The organism is Streptomyces sp. NPDC002054, from assembly GCF_040296685.1.
In the GTDB taxonomy this organism is placed as follows: Bacteria; Actinomycetota; Actinomycetes; order Streptomycetales; family Streptomycetaceae; genus Streptomyces.
In genome coordinates this window covers 206,161-225,780 of sequence record NZ_JBEOXT010000004.1, presented here as the reverse complement: position 1 = coordinate 225,780, position 19,620 = coordinate 206,161, and the positions used below count along the sequence as shown (strand labels likewise).

Below are 19,620 nucleotides of genomic sequence, written 5' to 3'. Positions count from 1 at the left end.
CACTTCGGGAGTTAGTCAGTGAGCGCCATGTCTCTTGCCCTGCTGCTGACCACGGCCGCTGCCACGGCCGTGGGCGCTGCTGCGCTGCACGCCGTCCACGGCCTCCGCAAGCAGGTCACGGCCCTGCGCGGGGAGCTCGCGAGCTCGGTGCACCCGCGCGGTGTGGCCGGCGTCCCGCACGCCCGCAGCGCCGTCGAAACCCCTGCCGCCGAGATACGAGCCGCCGTGGCCGAGGCCCTGGCCGAGGAGCGCGAGCGCGAGCTGGCCGAGGCGCGGGCCTTCTGGGCCGCGCAGGAGGCCCGGGACGCCGCCGACGCTCCCTCCCTGCTGGGCGGCCTGCCCGGGCTGGGCGAGGACAACCCGGTCTTCCTGCCCCGGCAGGCGGACATGGTGGGCCTGGAGCCGCGTCCGGCCGAGGACTCCGCCTACGAGGACGACTACCCCGAGTACCCGGCGGACTCCGCCGAGCTGGCAGCCGCCCGCCGCCGACACCCCTCGCACCCCGACTTCGTACCGGTGCAGCCGAACCCGGGCGCCGACCACGAGCGCACGGTCAGCCGCCTGGAGGAGCTCGCCGAGGCCCGTACGGCCCTCGCGGACGTCCGCCCGGGCCCGCTGGGCACCCTGGACGTGTACGTCTTCACGGACGGCACCACGCTCTGTATGACCCCGGGGCACCGGGAGACCGCCGAGCGGCTCGCCGAGGCGCTCCGGTCGGGCACCGCGCCGGTCCTGCTGGGCGGTTCCGGGATCTCCGGCGCGTACGCGCTGACCTTCTCCTGCGGGGACTCCGAGGACCCGGAGAACAACGTCTACATCCTCGCGGACCGCGTCATCGCATCGCTCTGAGTTCCGCCTGCTCCACCAGCCGCACGGCCTCGTCCCGCGCCACGGACGGGGCCGTCGTCGCGTCCGGGGGCATCCGGCGCAGGGCTTCGGCCATGTCCCGGCCGGCCACCGTCAGCTGGTCCCCCACCGCGAAGAGTCCCGCGTCGGGCATCTCGCGCGGCTCCGGGACCCCCTCCAGCCGCTGGGCCCGGGCGGAGAGTTCCCTCGCCAGCGCCAGTCCTTCGGCCGCCGCGCCCCGCTGCAGCCGGCTCTGCGGCGCGGCCCTCAGCCGGTCGGCGAAACGTTCCACAACGGCGTCCAGGGGCGAAGTATCAAGCACCCGGCCGACCTTACGCGCCGTCGCGGCACCATTGCCAACGGGCGAACACTGCGGCACGGTGTCGTGAAGAGAACAGCACGACGGCGATACCCCCGGAGGCGCCCATGTCCGTAGAGTTCTCCGAGCAGACCCACCGCAACATGATCGACCGCATCCCGCAGAGCACCGGTCGTGATCTGTCCGACTGGCTCCGTGCCATCGACGAGGGCCCCTCCCTCGTCCGGTTCGAAGAGAAGATCAGCTGGCTGCGCGGGGCGTACGAGCTCTCGTACGGCCAGGCCAAGGCCATCCTCCACGAGTACGACCTGCGCCGGGCAGCCAGAAAGTTCGGCTGAACCGGGCCGACCCGAGACACGGGAAGGCCCCGCGAGCGGATGCTCGCGGGGCCTTCCCCATGCCGTGTCCGGTTCGCCGGAGAGGACCTGCCGGTCCGGTCCGGCTAGTCGTCGCCGGAGAGGATCGAGAACAGGCGCAGCAGCTCCAGGTAGATCCACACCAGGGTCATGGTGAGGCCGAAGGCCGCCAGCCAGGACTCCTCGCGGGGGGCGCCGTACTGTACGCCGTCCTCGACCTGCTTGAAGTCCAGGGCGAGGAAGCAGGCGCCGAGGATGACGCCGATGATGCCGAACAGGATGCCCAGGCCGCCGGAGCGGAAGCCGAGGCCGTCGCCGCCCGCGAACACCGAGAAGAGCAGGTTCGCGACCATGAGCAGGATGAAGCCCATGGCGGCGGCCATCACGAAGCCGTAGAAGCGGCGGGTGACGCGGATCCAGCGCATCTTGTACGCGAACAGCACGCCGGCGAACACGCACATCGTGCCGAGCACGGCCTGGATGACCACGCCGGCGCCGATGTAGGTGCTGGTCGCGGCGCTGATGACACCGAGGAAGACACCCTCGAAGGCCGCGTAGCCCAGGATCAGCGCGGGGACCGGCTTGCTCTTGAAGGCCTGGACGAGCGCCAGGACCATGGCGACGAGCGCGGCACCGATGGCGATCCCGTAGGACTTGCCGATGTTGGCCGGGTCGACCGGCAGGGCGATCCAGGAGATGGCCGCCGTCAGCACGACCAGGCCGAGCGTCATGGCCGTACGGCTCACGACGTCGTCGATCGTCATCACATTGGCGCGTGCCGGGGCCTGCGGCATCCCGGTGGCCGGGTCGGTCGCATAGGGGTTGGTCGCGTACGGGTTGGTCGCGGTCCCGGCCTGCATCTGCGGCTGGGCGTCAAAGCCCGCGTAACCGCCGTTGTCGCGGCTGAACCCCCGTCGCGAGAAGACCGGGTTGCTGCTCCTCATCTCACTCCTCCATGGCCACGGTGCGCGGCCTTGCATCAAGAGTAATGCGTTCGCAAAAAAAGCACTCTACTGCTGGAGGAGGATCTTAGAAGAAGGCATGGCGAAGCGCAGGGGATAAGGAAGGCGACCGCACGGGGACCGCGGAAGTGCCCGGAGCCGGACTTGAACCGGCACGGCCCGAGGGCCAGCGAGGTTTAAGCTCGCCGTGTCTGCATTCCACCATCCGGGCAACGCCGTGCGGCTCGTACACAAAGCCTTGAACGCTATGGCGAGCCTAACGGGAACCCCCCTCTCCCCAGGCGCCCCCCTTTGCGATGTTGTCTGATTTTATTGGCGCTTGAGGGTCCGTCAGAGGCGAGAACGCGGGGTCGGCCCCCTATGGGTGCCGATCACCGTCTGTTCGGGAATGACGGGATTTCGACGCCCCTGCGCCACCTCGTGCGCCACCCCGGGCCACCCCGAGCCACCCCGGCCCACCCGGCCGTCCGTCAGGGCTCGCTGTCATACCAAAGGAGGACACCCTCCCCCTCGCGGTCAGACTCCGGTCGACCCGTGAACGGGCTCGGCGGCTGATCCCAGGCGGGGCGGACGCCGCGACGATGGAAAGGTCCCGCAGACCTCGTCCGCGTCGCCGTCCCGCCCCGACAGGAGCTCCCGAAGTGACCACCATGAACTACGCCCCGCACACCACCCAGGCCGTGGCCGCCCGCGCCACCGGCCTCTCCAAGGTGTACGGCCAGGGCGAGACCCAGGTCGTCGCGCTCGACAACGTCTCCGTCGACTTCGGCCAGGGGCGGTTCACCGCGATCATGGGCCCCTCGGGCTCCGGCAAGTCCACCCTGATGCACTGCGTGGCCGGCCTGGACACCTTCTCCTCCGGCTCCGTCCGCATCGGCGAGACCGAGCTCGGCAGCCTGAAGGACAAGCAGCTCACCCAGCTGCGCCGGGACAAGATCGGCTTCATCTTCCAGGCCTTCAACCTGCTGCCGACCCTGACCGCCCTGGAGAACATCACCCTCCCCATGGACATCGCCGGCCGCAAGCCCGACAAGCAGTGGCTGGAGACCGTGATCCACATGGTCGGCCTCTCCGAGCGCCTCTCGCACCGCCCCACCCAGCTCTCCGGCGGCCAGCAGCAGCGCGTGGCCGTGGCCCGCGCCCTGGCCTCCCGCCCCGAGATCATCTTCGGTGACGAGCCCACCGGAAACCTGGACTCCCGCTCCGGCGCCGAGGTCCTCGGGTTCCTGCGCAACTCGGTGCGCGAGCTCGGCCAGACCGTGGTGATGGTCACCCACGACCCGGTCGCCGCCTCCTACGCGGACCGCGTGATCTTCCTGGCCGACGGCCGGATCGTCGACGAGATGCACAGCCCCACCGCGGACGGCGTACTGGACCGCATGAAGGCCTTCGACGCCAAGGGCCGCACCAGCTGAGGCGTCCCCCGCCCCGCAGTCGCCTGTCCGCCCGCAGCTCCGCCACAACCCCCTGGACTCCTCCACCATGTTCCGTACCGCCCTGCGCAACGTCCTCGCGCACAAGGCCAGGCTGTTGATGACGGTCCTCGCCGTCACCCTCGGCGTCGCCTTCGTCTCCGGCACACTCGTCTTCACCGACACCCTCAGCAAGGCCCTCTCCGGCCAGTCCGCCAAGAGCTATGAAGGCGTCGCCGTCTCCGTCACCTCCTACGGCGCCGGCCGCAACGACGACGGGGTCAAGGAGGGCGACCCGGGCATCAGCCAGAAGACCCTCGAGAAGGTCCGGGCGCTGCCCGGAGCCGCCGACGTCTCCGGCCGGGTCTTCGGCTTCGCCGGAGTCGGCGACGAGAACGGCAAGCTGATCGGCACCGGCTGGGCCAACCAGGGCTCCAACTACGCACCGGTCAAGGACGGCAAGGACCCGCGCTACGCGTTCACCGAGGGCACCGGCCCGGCCGCGGCCGGCCAGATCGCCCTGGACAAGGAGACGGCGAAGCAGGGCTCGTACAAGGTCGGCGACAAGGTCCGGGTCGCCACCAACGGGCCGGTGAAGGAGTACACCCTCGCCGGTGTGTTCACCACCGACGACGGCCAGGTCAACGCGGGCGGCAGCCTGGTCCTCTTCGACACCGCCGTGGCCCAGCAGCTCTACCTGCAGCCCGGCTTCTACCAGGAGCTGTCGGTCGGCGCCAAGCCCGGCACCACCGCCGACACCCTGCTCGCCGGGATCAAGCCGCTGCTCGACCAGCACTCCACCGCCAAGACCGGTGCCGAGCTGGCCGCGGAGCAGGCCAAGAACATCGAAGAACAGATGGCCGGCATGAGCACCGCGCTGCTGATCTTCGCCGGTATCTCCCTGTTCGTCGGCATCTTCCTCATCTACAACACCTTCACCATGCTGGTCACCCAGCGCACCAAGGAGCTGGCCCTGCTCCGCGCCGTCGGCGCCAAGCGCGGCCAGGTCGTCCGGTCCGTGCTGGCCGAGGCCGGGGTCGTCGGCATCGTCTCCGCCACCATCGGCCTGGTCAGCGGCATCGGCCTGGCGATCGGCATCCGCTCGCTGATGGACTCGCTCGGCGCCAAGATCCCGGCCGGCGACCTGATCATCGCCCCGGCCACCATCATCGTGGCCCTGGTCATCGGCGTGGTCGTCACCACCCTGGCCGCCCTCGTCCCGGCCTGGCGCACCGGCCGGATCCCCCCGGTCGCCGCCATGGGCAGCGCCCACCTGCCGGCCACCGCCAAGTCCCTGGTGCTGCGCAACGTCTTCGGCATCCTGCTCGGCCTGCTCGGCGTCGGCGTCGTCTTCCTCGGCGTCTCCATGGGGAGCGACGGCAAGGAGACCGTCGCGGCCGGCGGGTTCTTCCTGATGCTCGGTCTGATCGTGCTCCTGCCGCTGCTGTCCCGGCCGGTCATTGCGACCCTCCGCCCGCTGCTGGAACGCGTGTTCGGCGTGCCCGGCAAGCTGGCCGCGCAGAACGCGGTGCGCAACCCGCGCCGGACCGCCGTCACCGCCGCCTCCCTCGCCATCGGCCTCACCCTGGTCACCGCCATGTCGGTGATGGGCATCACCATGGGCAAGGCCGTCGACCGGATGAGCACCGACAAGCTCAAGGCCGACTACAAGGTCACCATGTCCGGCGGCATCGGCAGCCTGGACAAGTCGGTCGCCGAGACCCTGGCCAAGGCCCCCGGCATCAAGTCGGTCTCCCCGCGGACGAACGGCTACCTGAAGTTCAACGGCGAGTTCCAGTCCGCCTCGGGCATCAACCCGGCCGCCATCGCGGAGCTGCTCAACGTCGAGGTGGTCAGCGGACAGCTCAGCAGCCTCACCAAGGGCGAGGTCGCGGTCGCCGACAAGACCGCCAAGAAGGACGGCCTGTCGGTCGGCTCGGTCCTCCAGGTCCAGTACGAGGACGGCACCAAGGCCCAGCTGAAGGTCGGCGCGGTCTACAAGGAGCTCGAGGGCCTGCTCTCCCCGTACCTCATCGACGACAAGGTGCTCGCCGCGCACAGCGAGGACCAGTACATCCCCGAGGTGTACGTGAACACCGTCGGCGGCGAGTCGAAGGCCGCCGAGAAGGCCGTCATCGACGCCCTCGGCAACAACCCGGCGATCACCGTCGCCACCCAGCAGGACATGCGCAACGAGATGGGCGGCATGGTCAACATGGCGCTGAACATCATGTACGGCCTGCTCGGCATGGCCCTGATCATCTCGGTGCTCGGCGTGGTCAACACCCTGGCGATGTCCGTCTTCGAGCGGACCCAGGAGATCGGCATGCTGCGGGCGATCGGCCTGGACCGCGGCCGGGTCAAGAACATGATCCGCCTGGAGTCCGTGGTGATCTCCCTGTTCGGCGCGGCGCTCGGTGTCGTGGTCGGCGTCTTCCTCGCCTGGGCGGGCGGCACCACCTTCTCGAAGTCCATTCCGGGCTACGAGCTGGTGCTCCCGTGGGACCGGATCGGCCTGTTCCTGCTGCTCGCGGCGCTGGTGGGCGTGCTGGCCGCGATGTGGCCGGCCCGCAGTGCGGCGCGGCTGAACATGCTGACCGCCATCAAGACGGAGTAGCGGGCTTCACGCCCCGGGACACCGCAGGGGCCCCGCGACCACCGAGGTCGCGGGGCCCTCGCGCGTTCCGGCCCGTACCCGGCCGGGCGGTCAGGCCGCCGGCCAGGTACGGGTCCGCAGCGGCAGCCCCGAGGTGCCCCCCGGGGCCGCCCGCACCGCCAGCACCTGGTTGACCCCCAGCCGGGCGTGCTCGAAGCCCAGGGCGGAGGCGGCCATGTAGAGCCGCCAGACCCGGGCGCGGCCCGGGGAGCTCAGGCGTACCGCGTCCTCCCAGGCTTCCTCCAGGCGGGACACCCACGCGCGCAGGGTCAGTCCGTAGTGCTCCCGCAGCGATTCCACGTCCCGGACCTCGAAGCCGGCCCGTTCCAGCTCGCCGACCGTGCTGCCCAGCGGGGACAGCTCCCCGTCCGGGAAGACGTACGCGTCGATGAACCGGTCCGCCCGGTACGCCGTCTCGTCCGGCTCCGGGCGGCGGGCGATCTGGTGGTTCAGCAGCCGGCCGCCCGGCCGCAGCAGGGCGTGCAGGAGGCCGGCGTACTCGCGGTAGCGGTCCGTGCCGACGTGCTCGGCCATCCCGATCGAGGAAATCGCGTCGTACGGGCCGTCCTTGACGTCCCGGTAGTCCTGGACCCGGATCTCGACGCGGTCCGCCAGGCCCTCCTCCGCCACCCGCTTGCGGGCGTACAGCGCCTGCTCCCGGGAGAGGGTGACCCCGGTGACCTTGGCCCCGTACGCCCGGGCCGCGTGCAGGGCCATGGAGCCCCAGCCGCAGCCGACGTCGAGCAGCCGGTCGCCCTCGGCCAGCGCGAGCTTGCGGCAGACCAGGTCGAGCTTGTCGTGCTGGGCCTGCTCCAGGGTGCCGCCGGGCTGCCAGAAGGCGCAGGAGTACACCATGGAAGGGCCGAGGACCAGCTGGTAGAACTCGTTGCCGACGTCGTAGTGGTGACGGATGGCCTGCCGGTCGCGGGAGCGGGTGTGCTGCGTCCCGGACCGGTGGGGCGCCTCCTCGGCCGGGGGCCGGGGCGGCAGCAGCCAGGGCCCGGCGAGCGCCAGCAGGTCTCGCAGGGCCGCCCGCCGCACCGCACCCCGCGCCGGGGCGGTGGCCGGTTTCGGCCGCTCCCAGAGCAGGCCCGACAGCAGGCCGAGGGCCTCGTAGAGGTCGCCGTCGATGGTCAGGTCGCCCGCGACCCACGCCCGGGCCAGCCCGAGTTCACCCGGCTTCCACAGCAGCCGGCGCAGGGCGCGGCGATGCCGGAACACCAGCACGGGGGCGCCCGGCGGGCCCGCCTCACTGGCGTCCCAGGCACGGATGCGCACGGGCAGCGGTGCACCCAGCAGGGTCTCGGCAAGAGCGGCCAGCCGCGGTGCGGCGTCGGTCATGGCGAACACCTCCACAAAGGCTCGACATTTCCGACTACCCAGCGTGGGCCTCCGGTACGCCGAAGGGGCCGCCCGCACCACGGATGGCAGGCAGCCCCTTCGGGGTTGTACAGGTCGTACAGGTCATGCAGGTCGTACCGGGTGATGCGGGACCGGGCGCTCGGGCCCGGTCCGGCGTCAGGACGCCTTGGCCTTCTCGGCCGGCGCCGGGGCGGCAGCGGCCGGAGCCGGCTTTGCAGCCTCGTAGAACTCCTCGCGCGGGGTCTCCAGCGCGCCGAGGGAGACCACCTCGCGCTTGAGGAACATGCCGAGGGTCCAGTCGGCGAAGACGCGGATCTTGCGGTTATAGGTCGGCATGGCCATGCCGTGGTAGCCACGGTGCATGTACCAGGCCAGCCGCCCCTTGAGCTTGATCTTCATCTTGCCCATGACGATCATCGCAACGCCCTTGTGGACGCCGAGACCGGCCACCGCACCCTTGTTGGAGTGCGAGTACTCCTTCTGCGGGAAGCCCCGCATGCCGGAGATGACGTTGTCGCCGAGCACCTTGGCCTGCCGCAGCGCGTGCTGGGCGTTCGGCGGGCACCAGGCGTTCTCCACGCCGGCCTTGCGGGCGGCCACGTCCGGGATCTGGGCGTTGTCGCCCGCGGCCCAGATGTAGTCGGTGCCGGTGACCTGGAGGGTCGGGGCGGCGTCGACGTGACCGCGGGGGCCGAGCGGCAGGCCGAAGCGGGCCAGCGCCGGGTTCGGCTTGACGCCGGCGGTCCAGACGATCGTGCTGGAGTCGACCTCGAGGCCGTTCTTCAGCACCACGTGGCCGTCCACGCAGGAGTCCATGGAGGTGCCGAGGTAGATCTCGATCCCACGGGACTCGAGGTGCTCCTTGCCCCAGGCGCCCAGCTTGGGGCCGACCTCGGGAAGGATCTTGTCGGCCGCGTCGACCAGGATGAAGCGCATGTCCTCGCGCTTCACGTTGGTGTAGTACTTCGCGGCGTCGCGGGCCATGTCCTCGACCTCGCCGATGGTCTCCGCGCCGGCGAAGCCGCCGCCGATGAAGACGAAGGTGAGGGCCTTGCGGCGGACGTTCTCGTCCGTCGTGGACTCGGCCTTGTCGAGCTGCTCGAGGACGTGGTTGCGCAGGCCGATGCCCTCTTCGACGCCCTTCATGCCGATGCCCTGTTCGGCGAGGCCGGGGATCGGGAAGGTGCGGGAGATGGCGCCGAGCGCGATCACCAGGTAGTCGAAGGGCAGCTCGTACGCCTCGCCGACCAGCGGCGTGACGACGGCGACCTTGCGGTCCTGGTCGATGGTGGTGACCCGGCCGGTGAGAACCTCAGCCTTGGGCAGCACGCGTCGCAGCGGGACGACAACGTGCCGCGGCGAGATGCTGCCTGCGGCCACTTCGGGGAGGAAGGGCTGGTAGGTCATGTACGACCGCGGGTCGACGACCGTGACGGTCGCCTCGCCGTAACGCATCTTCTTCATGATGCGCTTGGCTGCGTACAGGCCTACGTACCCACCTCCTACTACGAGGATCCTGGGACGCTCCGTGGTGCTCATGGAACGAGTATCCAGCACCCGGTAGAGGGACGCTCGTGAGCCCCTTCACAAGGTGAGACAGACCCTCTGCTACACTGCGCCGCCCACGTGACCCAGGTCATGGCGCGCAACGGGAACCACGGTGTAACGGGAGTCGTTGTACACCCGGTCTGAACTGGCCTCCAGGCCCTCAAGTGGACTGGACCACCGGCTTTGGCCATAACTCCGATACGGAACCCGCAGCTCCCGCCATTCGCACAAACGCGCGCACAAAAGGGGCCTGAGGGCGTCCGGAGGGCCTCTGAAGGCCCTTCCAGCGGCCCACCAGGCCCCTTTTCCTTGTGAAGAACTTCACGAAGTTCGTTCGAGCGGGGGGTCACCGACCCCCCTGTCATGTCACATTCAGGCGGCCGACCAGGCGATTCCGTCAAGAATGTCGTGCTCGGAGACCACGACCTCGGTGGCGCCGATCCGCTCCATGATGGCCAGCAGGACGAGCGCACCGGCACCGATGACGTCCACCCGGCCCGGGTGCATCACGCCGATCGCGGCGCGCTCCGCGTGGGTGGAGGTCAGCATCCGCTCGCTGATCTCGCGGACCTTCTCGTACGGGATCCGGGCGTGGTGGATCGCCGCCGAGTCGTACTCCGCGAGGCCGAGCGCGATCCCGGCGACCGTGGTCACCGAGCCGGCCAGGCCGACCAGGGTGCGGGCCTCGGCCAGCGGCACCGATTCCGCGGCCAGGTCCAGCGCCGCCTCGATGTCCGCCCGCATGGCGGCGATCTGCGCCTCGGTGGGCGGGTCGGTGACGACCCCGTCCACGACCAGGTGCCGCTCGGTCATCCGTACGCAGCCCACATCGACCGAGCGGGCGGCCCGGACGTGTTCCTCGCCGACCACGAACTCGGTGGAGCCGCCGCCGATGTCGACCACCAGGAAGGGCCGTTCCAGGTGATCGTGCGCGACGAGCTCCTTGGTGGCGCCGGTGAAGGAGAACTCCGCCTCCTGGTCCCCGGAGATCACCTCGGGCTCGACGCCCAGGATGTCCAGCACGCCCTGGACGAACACGTCCCGGTTCTCGGCGTCCCGGGAGGCGGAGGTGGCCACGAACCGCAGGCGCTCGGCGCCCAGTTCCTTGATGACCGCCGCGTACTCGCGGCAGGCCGCGAAGGTCCGCTCCAGGGCCTCCGGGGCCAGCCGGCCGGTCTTGTCGACCCCCTGGCCGAGCCGGACGATGGTCATCCGGCGGTCCAGCTCGACCAGCTCGCCCGTCTCCGGGGTGCAGTCGGCGATCAGCAGCCGGATCGAGTTCGTACCGCAGTCGATGGCGGCGACCCGGGTCACGCCTCGGACTCCGTCTTCTCGGTGTTCTCGGCGTTCCCGGCATCCCCGGCGCACGGGGTGACGCAGGCGCCCTTGGCCCACCACTCCGGCAGCATCGCCAGGGCCTCGTCACCGAACGGGTTCACACCCGGGCCGGCCGCCAGCGAGTGGCCGACCAGCACGTGCAGGCACTTCACCCGGTCGGGCATGCCGCCCGCGCTCGGGAAGCCCTCCAGCACCTCGATGGCGTCCCGGCGCTCGATGTAGTCCTCGTGCGCGGCCCGGTAGGCGGCGGCCAGCTCCGGGTCCTCGGCGAGCCGGGCCTGCATCTCCTTCATCACCCCGTTGGCCTCCAGGGTGCCGATGGCGGAGGCGGCGCGCGGGCAGGTCAGGTAGTACAGGGTCGGGAAGGGGGTGCCGTCGGGGAGGCGGGGGGCCGTCTCGACCACGTCCGGCTGCCCGCAGGGGCAGCGGTGCGCGATGGCGCGCAGCCCGCGGGGCGGGCGGCCGAGCTGCTGTTGGAACGCCTCGATGTCGGCGTCGGTCGGCTCGGTCCGTTCGGTCTGGGGCGGGGGCGTCTGCATGCCTGGAGAGGTCTCTTCTTCGTGGTTGCTCGGTCTGACTTGGTTGGCGCACTCAGTTGGCGACGGGGCGGTCGGCCTTGTCGACGCCGTCCCAGACGTTGGAGTACCAGGGGCGGTCGGCCGCTCCGTGTTCGTTGCGGCGACGCTCCTCGGCCTCGGCGGTCGGATCGATCATGGTGTAGCCGATCTCCCCGGGCTGTACGAAGTGCAGGTGTCTGCGTGCCTGCTGCTTCACATAGGCCGGGTCCTGCCAGCGGGCCTTTTCGTCGCGCAGCTCCTCGAGTCGCTGGCGCGCCTCGTCCGCGGCCCGCTGCTGCTCCGTGATCTCCGAGCGCTGGGAGACGTACTGGCGCATCGGATACGCGAGGGCGACAACCAGCGTACAGAGGACGAGCACCAGCAGTGCGGCCCTGCCGGTGAGCCGGCTGCGGCGTACCTGACGGCGCGACTGCGATCGGTAGACGTGGGCTGCGGTCCGCTCGCCGAGCTGCTTGAGCCTGGTCGCGGTGGAGAACCGATCCCGGTTCCCGGCCATGTCCCGCCTCCCCTGTGTACGCAGTACGTCCCCGCACACGGTACGGGACCGGGTGCGGGGACGTACGGAGGCTAGACCCGAGGCCGGGTGATTAGCCCTTGAAGCGCGGGAAGGCGGAGCGGCCCGCGTACACCGCGGCGTCGTCGAGGATCTCCTCGATGCGCAGCAGCTGGTTGTACTTGGCGACGCGGTCCGAGCGGGCCGGGGCGCCGGTCTTGATCTGACCGCAGTTCACGGCGACGGCGAGGTCGGCGATGGTGACGTCCTCGGTCTCGCCCGAGCGGTGCGACATCATGCACTTGAAGCCGTTGCGCTGGGCCATCTCGACGGCGTCGAGGGTCTCGGTCAGCGAACCGATCTGGTTCACCTTCACGAGCAGGGCGTTCGCGGAGCCCTCCTCGATACCGCGGGCCAGGCGCTCCGGGTTGGTGACGAACAGGTCGTCACCGACGATCTGGACGCGGGCGCCCAGCTTGTCGGTGATGACCTTCCAGCCGGCCCAGTCGTCCTCGAAGAGCGGGTCCTCGATGGAGACCAGCGGGTACGCGTCGACGAGCTCGGCGTAGTACTCGGTCATCTCGGCGGCCGAGCGGGACTGGCCCTCGAACTCGTACTTGCCGTCCTTGTAGAACTCGGACGCGGCGACGTCGAGCGCGAGCGCGATGTCCTTGCCCGGGACGTAGCCGGCCTGCTTGATGGCCTCGACGATGAGGTCGAGCGCGGCGCGGTTGGACTCCAGGTTCGGGGCGAAGCCGCCCTCGTCACCGAGACCGGTGGAGAGGCCCTTGGTGTGCAGGACCTTCTTGAGGGTGTGGTAGACCTCGGCACCCCAGCGCAGCGCCTCGGAGAAGGACTCCGCGCCGATCGGGGCAATCATGAACTCCTGGATGTCGACGTTGGAGTCGGCGTGCGACCCACCGTTGAGGATGTTCATCATCGGAACGGGCAGCAGGTGCGCGTTCGGGCCGCCGAGGTAGCGGAAGAGCGGCAGGTCCGAGGCTTCGGACGCGGCGTGCGCGACGGCGAGGGAGACGCCGAGGATGGCGTTGGCGCCGAGCGAGCCCTTGTTGTCGGTGGCGTCCAGGTCGAACATGGCCTGGTCGATCAGGCGCTGCTCGGTGGCGTCGTAGCCGACGAGCTCCGGGCCGATCTGCTCGATGACCGCGAGAACGGCCTTCTCCACGCCCTTGCCCATGTAGCGGTTGGGGTCACCGTCACGGAGCTCAATGGCCTCGAAGGCACCGGTGGAGGCGCCGGACGGGACGGCAGCACGGCCGGTGCTGCCATCGTCGAGGCCCACCTCGACCTCGACCGTGGGGTTGCCTCGGGAGTCCAGGATTTCCCGGGCTACGACGACGTCGATGGACGGCACGAGCATCTCCTTCTGGGATGTGACGCTGGGTGTGCGGTGGCGTGTGGGGCCGTGGGAGGCCCCTGCCGGTCTAGAGCCTAACCGGCTCCGGGCAGTGGGCCGGTCGACCGCCCGGGTCCTGGGACGAAAAAGGGCCCGAATACCCTCCTTACAGGACATAGGACCCTTGAATTCCGCCGGACACACCACCGCCCGGCACGTCGGGGACGCGCCGGGCGGGAGTGCTGCGCCGGGATGTGCCGGGAAGTGCCGGCCATTCAGCCGGGTGTCAGGAAAGCTTCAGCTTCTGGCCCGGGTAGATCAGATCGGCATCCGCAACGATGTCCTTGTTCAGGTCGTGCAGGTGCTGCCAGCCGCCCTGGACGCCGTTGGCGTCGGCGATGGCGCCGAGGGTGTCGCCGGCCTTGACCTCGTAGGAGCCGGTGCCGGTCTTCACGGCGAGGGGGGCGGCGGGCTTCGCGGCCGGCTTGGTGGCCGGCTTCGACGGGGCCGGGGCCTGGGAGCGCTCGGACCGGGTGGTGGTGGTCTCGGTGCGCTTGGTCTCGGTGCGCTTGGTCTCGGTCTTCGGCTTGGCCTGCTTGACCTCGGTGCCGGAGCCGTTCGAGGTGCCGGTGGAGCCGCCGGTGTACGCGGAGTTGGTCAGGCCCTTGCCGCAGTGCGGCCAGGCGCCCTTGCCCTGGCCCTTGAGGACCTTCTCGGCGACGGCTATCTGCTGGGCCTTGGAAGCCTTGTTGGCGGTGGCGGCGTACGCCTTGCCGCCGTACGCGGCCCAGGTGGAGGCGGAGAACTGCAGGCCGCCGTAGTAGCCGTTGCCGGTGTTGATGGACCAGTTGCCACCGGACTCGCACTTGGCGACGGTGTCCCACTGCGAGGCGGTGGCGGCGTTCGCGGTGCCCGCAGCCATCAGCGGGGCGGCGATCGCGGCACCGGTGACACCGGCGAGCGTGACGATCCGGGTGGCCTTGGAGGCGCGACGGTGCTTGCCCTTGCCGGAAAGCAGCATGGAACTTCTCCTCACCGACGCCTACGAGGTGAGCTGTCGGGTTCGGGCGAGTGAGTTGCCCGGCCTCGCGACCTAGCGCGTGGCTTAACCCCAAGCCATTCCCGCTGACCGTCTCTCAACGGCCGTCCGGGTCCGGCACTTACCTTGGTTCCCCCGCTCCTGCCTTCGGCGCTTGACGCGACGACTGTTCCCTCCGTCCGCCGGCAGGATTCGGCGATGCGGTCGAAGAGGCCCGCGGTGGCGAGCGATTCAGAAGGTAGACAGGTCTGCCCCGGATGTTCAACGAGCGTTTCGAGCACAAAACCGCCCCTACTTGCGCTCCCCGAAAGGGTGTTTGCGCAGGTGAGGGGCGGATTCGCGGAAGGTCACAGGGAGGACACGCCAGTTGACCGGAAGAGACGCATGTCTCACTTGCTCACAACGGACATTAGGGGCTTTCCGGTCGCCCGAACTGGCCCTATTTCTGGCTTAGATCCAGGTTCTGGCCCGGCTTGATGAGATCCGCGTCGCCCCCGATGACCTGCTCATTGGCCGCGTAGAGGGCATTCCAGCCGCCCTTGAGCCCCTTGGCGTCGGCGATGTCGCCGAGGGTGTCGCCGGCCTTCACGGTGTATGTCGGGTCCGTTTTTTCCGACTTGGCATTGGTTGCGGCGGTTTCCTCGGCGGCGGGTGCACCGCGGTGTCGTCCGGTGCCGGTGTCCGTGCCGGCCACCGGGGCGCCGCTCGGGTCGGTGACGGGCGTCGCCGGGTCGGTGGTCGCCGTGGGGCTCACCGGTGCCGTGGGGGCCGTGGGGTCGGTCGTCGGGCTGCCCGGAGTGGCCGGGGTGGTCGGCGTGCCGGGCGTGGTCGGCGCGACCGGCGGGGCGGTGGGGTCCACCGGGCCGGTCGGAGTGCCGGGCGTGGTCGGGCCGGTGGGGGTGCCCGGAGTACCCGGAGTGCCCGGGGTGGCGGGCAGGGTCGGGGTGGTGCCCGGCGCCGGCGTCTCACCGACCGGCGCGGTCGGCTTACCGGGCGCGGTGGGTGCGACCGGCGCAGTGGGCGCGGTGGGCGCGACCGGCTCGGTGGGCGGCAGCGGGGCCGGCATGACCGGCATGCCCGGGGTGAACACCCCGCCCGGCACGGCCGTCGGGTCGGAGCTGCCGGAGTCCTCCGGGCGGTCCTCCGGGCGGACCGGGGCGAGCGACCGGTCCGGCTGGGGGCCCGGCTGGCCCGGGTCCACGGCGGCGGCGGGGCCGTTGCGGGTCAGTCCGGCCGACTCCCCGCAGTGCGCCCAGGCTCCGGGCCCGTCGGCGGCCAGCACCCGCTCGGCGATGGCTATCTGCTGGGAGCGGCTGGCCAGGTCGGCGCGCGGGGCGTAGTCGAGACCGCCGGCGTCCTTCCACTGCTCCTGGGTGAACTGGAGCCCGCCGTACGCACCGCTGCCGTAGTCGGCGCTCCAGGTGCCACCGCTCTCGCACTCGGCGACCTTGTCCCAGGTGGCGGTGTCCGCCGCGCTCGCACTGGTGGCGGCGAGCAGCGGCATGGCCAGGGCGGAGCCGGTGACTCCGGCCGTGACGACGATCGCAGGGGCCTGACGGGGCCGACGATGGCGGCCGTTCCCGGAACGCATGAGGGTGGACCTTTCGCGTGACAGCGGGGAGGTCACGGAACCTAGCGCTCCTCGAACGCTTGTCACAAGTCGATGCAGCGCAGATCACGCGAAGGTCACAGCGGGGCGGCAGTGGGCACCCGGGCTGTTGACCTGCGGTCAGTTAATTAGCGGGGTGTGAAGCGAACCGGAAGCGTGCGCAGTCCACGCATGATCAGCCCGCCGCGCCAGCGCAGCGCCTCGGGCTCCACGGCGAGCTCCAGATCCGGAATCCGCGTCAGCAAAGTTGCAAGCGCTGTCTGTCCCTCCAGCCGGGCCAGCGGAGCACCCAGGCAGTAATGGATTCCGTGCCCGTATCCAAGGTGCTGATTGTCACTGCGGGAGAGGTCCAGGATGTCCGGATCGGCGAACCGGGCGGGGTCGCGGTCGGCGGCGGCGAGGACGACGAGGACCGGGTCGCCGGCCGCGATGTCCTGTCCGCCGAGCGTCAGCGGGCGGGTGGCAAACCGCCAGGTGGCCAGCTCGACCGGGCCGTCGTAGCGGAGCAGTTCCTCGACCCCGGTGGCGAGCAGTCCGGTCTCCCCGGCCGCGAGGGAGGCCTGGAGGCGGCTGCGCTGGTCCGGGTTGGCGAAGAGAGAGTGGACGCCGTTGCCGATGAGGTTCACGGTGGTCTCGAAGCCGGCGAAGAGCAGGATGAAGGCCATGGCGGCGGCCTCGTTCTCGGTCAGGTGCTCGCCGTGGTCGCTTGCCCGGATCAGACCCGAAATCAGGTCATCGCCCAGATCATCCCTTTTGCGGTGGATGAGCTCGACCAGGTAGTTCCGCATCTGCTTCACCGACCGGGCCACCCCGCCGCGCGGACCTCCGCCGTGCCGGATCATCATCCCGGCCCAGTCGCGGAAGTCGTCCTGGTCCTCCCGCGGTACGCCGAGCATCTCGCAGATGGCGTAGATGGGGAGCGGGAACGCGAACTCGTGGATGAGGTCCGCCTCGCCCCGGCCGGCGAAGTTGTCGATCAGGTGGTCGGTGAGCTCCTGGACCCGCGGGGTGAACTCGGCCACCCGGCGCGGGGTGAAGGCCTTCGACACCAGCCGCCGCAGCCGGGTGTGGTCCGGCGGGTCGATGTTGAGCAGATGGGTCATCAACTCCGCCTTGCGCTCCCCCGGAATCCCGGTCTTGCCCTTGGCGTGCGCGGGCTCCGCATGGTGCGCCGGGTTCTTGCTGAGCCGCTGGTCGGCGAGGGCCTGGCGGGCGTCGGCGTACCGGGTCACCAGCCAGGCCTCGACCCCGCTGGGCAGCTTGGTGCGGTGCACCGGGGCGTGTTCGCGCAGCCAGGCGTAGGCCGGGTACGGGTCGGTCGCGAACTCCCAGTCGAAGAGCGTGGGGGCGGCGGGGGCGGCTGCTGCGGGGGCGGCTGCTGCGGCGGTGGCGGGGTCCTCGTGCACCGTCCGACGGTATCCCGCCGCCGGGGCGCCACCCCTTATGGGTGGTTCGCCGCGGCTGTCCGCAGATCGGACAGAGCTTGACCTCACCTTGCCCGGCATTCCTACTTTCGGTTTTGTGGATGTGAGGATCTTGAAGAGCAGCTTTGCGGTGGTGGAGAGGCGGGCCGAACACGCGGTCAAGTTCTTCTACTCCCACCTGTTCTGGCACAACCCCGGACTCCGTGAGCTGTTCCCCTCCTCCTTCGAGGACATGGAGCGGCAGCGGGACCGGCTCTTCGCCGCGCTCACCCACGTGATCGCCCATCTGGAGGACGAGACGCTCCTCCCCTATCTACGGGACCTGGGCCGCGACCACCGCAAGTTCCGCACGGGCCCCGAGCACTACGCCGCCGTCGGCTCCAGCCTGCTCGCCGCGCTCGCCGAGACCTCCGGCGAGGCCTGGACCCCGGACGTGGAGAAGGCCTGGGCCGAGGCGTACCAGGTGATCGCCGACGCGATGACGGCCGGCGCCGCCGAAAGCAAGGACCCCCCGTGGTGGGACGCGGAGGTCGTGCGCCACCTCCAGTACGGGGAGGACATCGGGGTGCTGACCCTCCGGCCCCACCAGCCGCTGCCCTACCGGGCCGGCCAGTACGTCAGCGTGAGCAGCGCACGGGTGCCGACCACCTGGCGCACCTACTCCATCGGCAATGCGCCGCGTGCCGACCACACCGTCGACCTGCATGTCAGCCGGATCGAACGGGGCCGGCTCAGCACCGCCCTGGTCCGCGAGGTCCAGCCCGGCGAACTGCTGCGGCTGGGTGCCCCCGGCGGCCTGATGACCCTGCGCCGGGACGGCCGCCCGATCAGCCTGATCGCCGCCGGCACCGGCTGGGCGCCGGTGCTGGCCCTGCTGGAGGAGCTGGTCGCGGACCCTCCCGATCAGGACGTGCGGCTGTTCGTGACCGCCCGCGAGCAGGCGTACCTGTACGACCGCCCGCTCATCGACGCATACGCCGAGGCGTACGGCTGGCTGAGCGTCACCTATCTGACCCCGGCCCCGGGCAGGCACCGCAACCAGGCCACCGAACGGCTGGCCACCGCGCTCGGCAACCGGGGCCTGTGGCCCGACCAGGACGTGTACCTGAGCGGCCCGGCGGCCTTCATGGAGGAGACCGCCTGCCTCCTGGCGGAGCTGGGCGCCCGCCCCGACCGGCTCTTCCACGATGCGGTCCCCGCCGGCCCCGCGCACGCCCGGCCGCTGGGCTCCGGCGAGTGGTTCCTGAACCGCCCGGCCCCGCACTGGCACAACCCCTCGGCCCGCGCCCCGCGCGAGCCGTACGGGCGCTGACCCGCCGCGCTATCCGTCGAGGCCCTCGGCGGCCCGGATCGCGTCCCGGTAGGTGCGGGCCGCCGCGCGCAGCGCGGTCTCCGGGTCCACCCCCTGCGCCTCGGCACGTGCCGCCAGCGCCAGCAGTTCGTACCCGATGCCCTCGCCCTCCGGCAGCGGTACGTCCACCCCGCCGGACCGGACCCGGCCCGCCAGCTTCGACGCGAGCGCGAGCCCCGGCTGCCCCAGCGGGATCCCGTCGGTCACCGAATCACGCTGTTTCTCGGCCGCCTTGGTGCGCATCCAGTGCGCCTTCACGTCCTCCGGGGTCTCGGCCTTCGCGTCGCCGAAGACGTGCGGATGCCGGTGGATGAGCTTCTCCACGATCGTCCCGGCCACGTCGTCGACCGAGAACGGCTCCTCGGGGTCCTCCTCGGCGATGCGCGCGTGGAAGACCACCTGGAGGAGGACGTCGCCGAGCTCCTCGCGCAGCTCCTCCCGGTCGCCGTCCTCGATCGCCTCGACGAGCTCGTACGCCTCTTCGATCCCGTACTTCGCCAGGCCCTTGTGGGTCTGGCGGGAGGACCAGGGGCACTCGCGCCGGATCCGGTCCATCACCTGGACCAGGTCGAGCAGCCGGGCGCCGGGCAGATCGTAGGAGCCGGGCAGCAGCTCCAGGTCGGGCATGCTGTGCCGGCCGGAGCCGGCCAGCCGGGCCAGGCCGTCGGTGAGCCGCCGGTCGCCCTCGCCGGAGGGGAGCACCACCACGGTCCGGCCGCCCGCGCACTCCTCGACCAGCGCGTGCGCGTCCGGGCTCTCCCCCACGACCTCGATCCCGGCCTCCCGCAGATAGGGCAGCTGCGGGTGGTCCGGGTCGGCGCACAGCACCAGGTCGGCTGCGTGCAGGGTCTGCCACGCGGACCAGGACAGCACCCCGGGGGCGACCCGGTGGCTGGTGGTCAGCAGGACGATGCGGCCGGTGGGCTCGGCGGTGGGGTGCTCGGCGGTCGGGTGCTCAGTCACCCTTCGA

General features: G+C 70.8%; 17 protein-coding genes, 1 tRNA gene and 1 riboswitch. Of the genes, 5 read left to right on the top strand and 13 right to left on the bottom strand.

The window, feature by feature from the left end; genetic code table 11:
• The first annotated feature begins 27 nt into the window (after positions 1 to 27).
• Positions 28 to 849: a hypothetical protein gene (locus ABT123_RS05615; RefSeq protein WP_351310138.1), complete on the top strand. Its 822-nt coding sequence runs from the start codon at positions 28 to 30 to the stop codon at positions 847 to 849.
• On the opposite strand, the gene ABT123_RS05610 is transcribed toward ABT123_RS05615, so the two are convergent.
• On the bottom strand, positions 833 to 1,168 hold the full coding sequence (locus ABT123_RS05610) for a hypothetical protein (RefSeq protein WP_351310075.1): 336 nt from the start codon (positions 1,166 to 1,168) through the stop codon (positions 833 to 835). The genes ABT123_RS05615 and ABT123_RS05610 overlap by 17 nt on opposite strands.
• A 104-nt stretch (positions 1,169 to 1,272) precedes the next feature.
• On the opposite strand from ABT123_RS05610, the gene ABT123_RS05605 reads away from it, so the two are divergent.
• The gene (locus ABT123_RS05605; RefSeq protein ID WP_351310073.1) at positions 1,273 to 1,503 is read left to right on the top strand and encodes a DUF4287 domain-containing protein; all 231 of its coding nucleotides are present in this window, start codon (positions 1,273 to 1,275) and stop codon (positions 1,501 to 1,503) included.
• A 104-nt stretch (positions 1,504 to 1,607) separates the two neighbouring features.
• Here ABT123_RS05605 and ABT123_RS05600 read toward each other — a convergent pair whose 3' ends face one another.
• Positions 1,608 to 2,465, bottom strand: a complete 858-nt coding sequence (locus ABT123_RS05600; protein ID WP_351310071.1) for a Bax inhibitor-1/YccA family protein — start codon at positions 2,463 to 2,465, stop codon at positions 1,608 to 1,610.
• A gap of 147 nt (positions 2,466 to 2,612) precedes the next feature.
• Positions 2,613 to 2,694: transfer RNA gene (locus ABT123_RS05595), tRNA-Leu, on the bottom strand.
• A 439-nt stretch (positions 2,695 to 3,133) separates the two neighbouring features.
• On the opposite strand from ABT123_RS05595, the gene ABT123_RS05590 reads away from it, so the two are divergent.
• A complete protein-coding gene (locus ABT123_RS05590) occupies positions 3,134 to 3,898 on the top strand; it encodes an ABC transporter ATP-binding protein (RefSeq protein WP_351310136.1) in 765 nt (254 codons plus the stop codon).
• 67 nt (positions 3,899 to 3,965) lie between these two features.
• Complete coding sequence (locus ABT123_RS05585; RefSeq protein ID WP_351310069.1) at positions 3,966 to 6,512, top strand: ABC transporter permease; 2,547 nt, start codon at positions 3,966 to 3,968, stop codon at positions 6,510 to 6,512.
• Positions 6,513 to 6,602: 90 nt separating this feature from the next.
• On the opposite strand, the gene ABT123_RS05580 is transcribed toward ABT123_RS05585, so the two are convergent.
• The 9 genes from ABT123_RS05580 to ABT123_RS05540 all read right to left on the bottom strand — a co-directional run bounded on the left by ABT123_RS05580 (position 6,603) and on the right by ABT123_RS05540 (position 17,281).
• Positions 6,603 to 7,892: a class I SAM-dependent methyltransferase gene (locus ABT123_RS05580; RefSeq protein ID WP_351310068.1), complete on the bottom strand. Its 1,290-nt coding sequence runs from the start codon at positions 7,890 to 7,892 to the stop codon at positions 6,603 to 6,605.
• Between the two features lie 177 nt (positions 7,893 to 8,069).
• The gene (locus tag ABT123_RS05575; RefSeq protein ID WP_351310066.1) at positions 8,070 to 9,452 is read right to left on the bottom strand and encodes an NAD(P)/FAD-dependent oxidoreductase; all 1,383 of its coding nucleotides are present in this window, start codon (positions 9,450 to 9,452) and stop codon (positions 8,070 to 8,072) included.
• Positions 9,453 to 9,833: 381 nt separating this feature from the next.
• Positions 9,834 to 10,775: a Ppx/GppA phosphatase family protein gene (locus tag ABT123_RS05570; RefSeq protein ID WP_351310064.1), complete on the bottom strand. Its 942-nt coding sequence runs from the start codon at positions 10,773 to 10,775 to the stop codon at positions 9,834 to 9,836.
• The gene (locus ABT123_RS05565; RefSeq protein WP_351310062.1) at positions 10,772 to 11,338 is read right to left on the bottom strand and encodes a DUF501 domain-containing protein; all 567 of its coding nucleotides are present in this window, start codon (positions 11,336 to 11,338) and stop codon (positions 10,772 to 10,774) included. Before ABT123_RS05565 ends, ABT123_RS05570 begins: the two co-directional genes overlap by 4 nt.
• A 52-nt stretch (positions 11,339 to 11,390) precedes the next feature.
• Entirely contained in the window at positions 11,391 to 11,873 is a 483-nt protein-coding gene (locus tag ABT123_RS05560) for an FtsB family cell division protein (protein ID WP_351310061.1), read from the bottom strand.
• A gap of 91 nt (positions 11,874 to 11,964) precedes the next feature.
• Positions 11,965 to 13,251, bottom strand: coding sequence for a phosphopyruvate hydratase (eno, locus tag ABT123_RS05555; RefSeq protein WP_351310059.1), 1,287 nt, complete (start codon positions 13,249 to 13,251; stop codon positions 11,965 to 11,967).
• Between the two features lie 262 nt (positions 13,252 to 13,513).
• The gene (locus ABT123_RS05550) at positions 13,514 to 14,248 is read right to left on the bottom strand and encodes a transglycosylase family protein (protein ID WP_351310057.1); all 735 of its coding nucleotides are present in this window, start codon (positions 14,246 to 14,248) and stop codon (positions 13,514 to 13,516) included.
• A 3-nt stretch (positions 14,249 to 14,251) separates the two neighbouring features.
• Positions 14,252 to 14,429, bottom strand: a riboswitch (cyclic di-AMP (ydaO/yuaA leader).
• A 276-nt stretch (positions 14,430 to 14,705) separates the two neighbouring features.
• Entirely contained in the window at positions 14,706 to 15,857 is a 1,152-nt protein-coding gene (locus tag ABT123_RS05545; RefSeq protein ID WP_351310055.1) for a LysM peptidoglycan-binding domain-containing protein, read from the bottom strand.
• Between the two features lie 146 nt (positions 15,858 to 16,003).
• A complete protein-coding gene (locus ABT123_RS05540) occupies positions 16,004 to 17,281 on the bottom strand; it encodes a cytochrome P450 family protein (protein WP_351310053.1) in 1,278 nt (425 codons plus the stop codon).
• A 115-nt stretch (positions 17,282 to 17,396) separates the two neighbouring features.
• Here ABT123_RS05540 and ABT123_RS05535 point away from each other — a divergent pair, with 115 nt between their 5' ends.
• The gene (locus tag ABT123_RS05535) at positions 17,397 to 18,611 is read left to right on the top strand and encodes a globin domain-containing protein (RefSeq protein WP_351310051.1); all 1,215 of its coding nucleotides are present in this window, start codon (positions 17,397 to 17,399) and stop codon (positions 18,609 to 18,611) included.
• A gap of 9 nt (positions 18,612 to 18,620) precedes the next feature.
• On the opposite strand, the gene ABT123_RS05530 is transcribed toward ABT123_RS05535, so the two are convergent.
• Entirely contained in the window at positions 18,621 to 19,613 is a 993-nt protein-coding gene (locus ABT123_RS05530) for a nucleoside triphosphate pyrophosphohydrolase (protein ID WP_351310049.1), read from the bottom strand.
• Positions 19,614 to 19,620: the final 7 nt, after the last annotated feature.

Bases quoted from the DNA above. Each gene is read 5' to 3' on its own strand.
- ABT123_RS05560 (WP_351310061.1), bottom strand. From the start codon at position 11,873: ATGGCCGGGAACCGGGATCGGTTCTCCACCGCGACCAGGCTCAAGCAG.
- ABT123_RS05615 (WP_351310138.1), top strand. From the start codon at position 28: ATGTCTCTTGCCCTGCTGCTGACCACGGCCGCTGCCACGGCCGTGGGC.
- ABT123_RS05600 (WP_351310071.1), bottom strand. From the start codon at position 2,465: ATGAGGAGCAGCAACCCGGTCTTCTCGCGACGGGGGTTCAGCCGCGAC.
- ABT123_RS05585 (WP_351310069.1), top strand. From the start codon at position 3,966: ATGTTCCGTACCGCCCTGCGCAACGTCCTCGCGCACAAGGCCAGGCTG.
- ABT123_RS05575 (WP_351310066.1), bottom strand. From the start codon at position 9,452: ATGAGCACCACGGAGCGTCCCAGGATCCTCGTAGTAGGAGGTGGGTAC.
- ABT123_RS05580 (WP_351310068.1), bottom strand. From the start codon at position 7,892: ATGACCGACGCCGCACCGCGGCTGGCCGCTCTTGCCGAGACCCTGCTG.
- ABT123_RS05605 (WP_351310073.1), top strand. From the start codon at position 1,273: ATGTCCGTAGAGTTCTCCGAGCAGACCCACCGCAACATGATCGACCGC.
- ABT123_RS05545 (WP_351310055.1), bottom strand. From the start codon at position 15,857: ATGCGTTCCGGGAACGGCCGCCATCGTCGGCCCCGTCAGGCCCCTGCG.
- ABT123_RS05590 (WP_351310136.1), top strand. From the start codon at position 3,134: ATGAACTACGCCCCGCACACCACCCAGGCCGTGGCCGCCCGCGCCACC.
- ABT123_RS05550 (WP_351310057.1), bottom strand. From the start codon at position 14,248: ATGCTGCTTTCCGGCAAGGGCAAGCACCGTCGCGCCTCCAAGGCCACC.
- eno (WP_351310059.1), bottom strand. From the start codon at position 13,251: ATGCTCGTGCCGTCCATCGACGTCGTCGTAGCCCGGGAAATCCTGGAC.
- ABT123_RS05565 (WP_351310062.1), bottom strand. From the start codon at position 11,338: ATGCAGACGCCCCCGCCCCAGACCGAACGGACCGAGCCGACCGACGCC.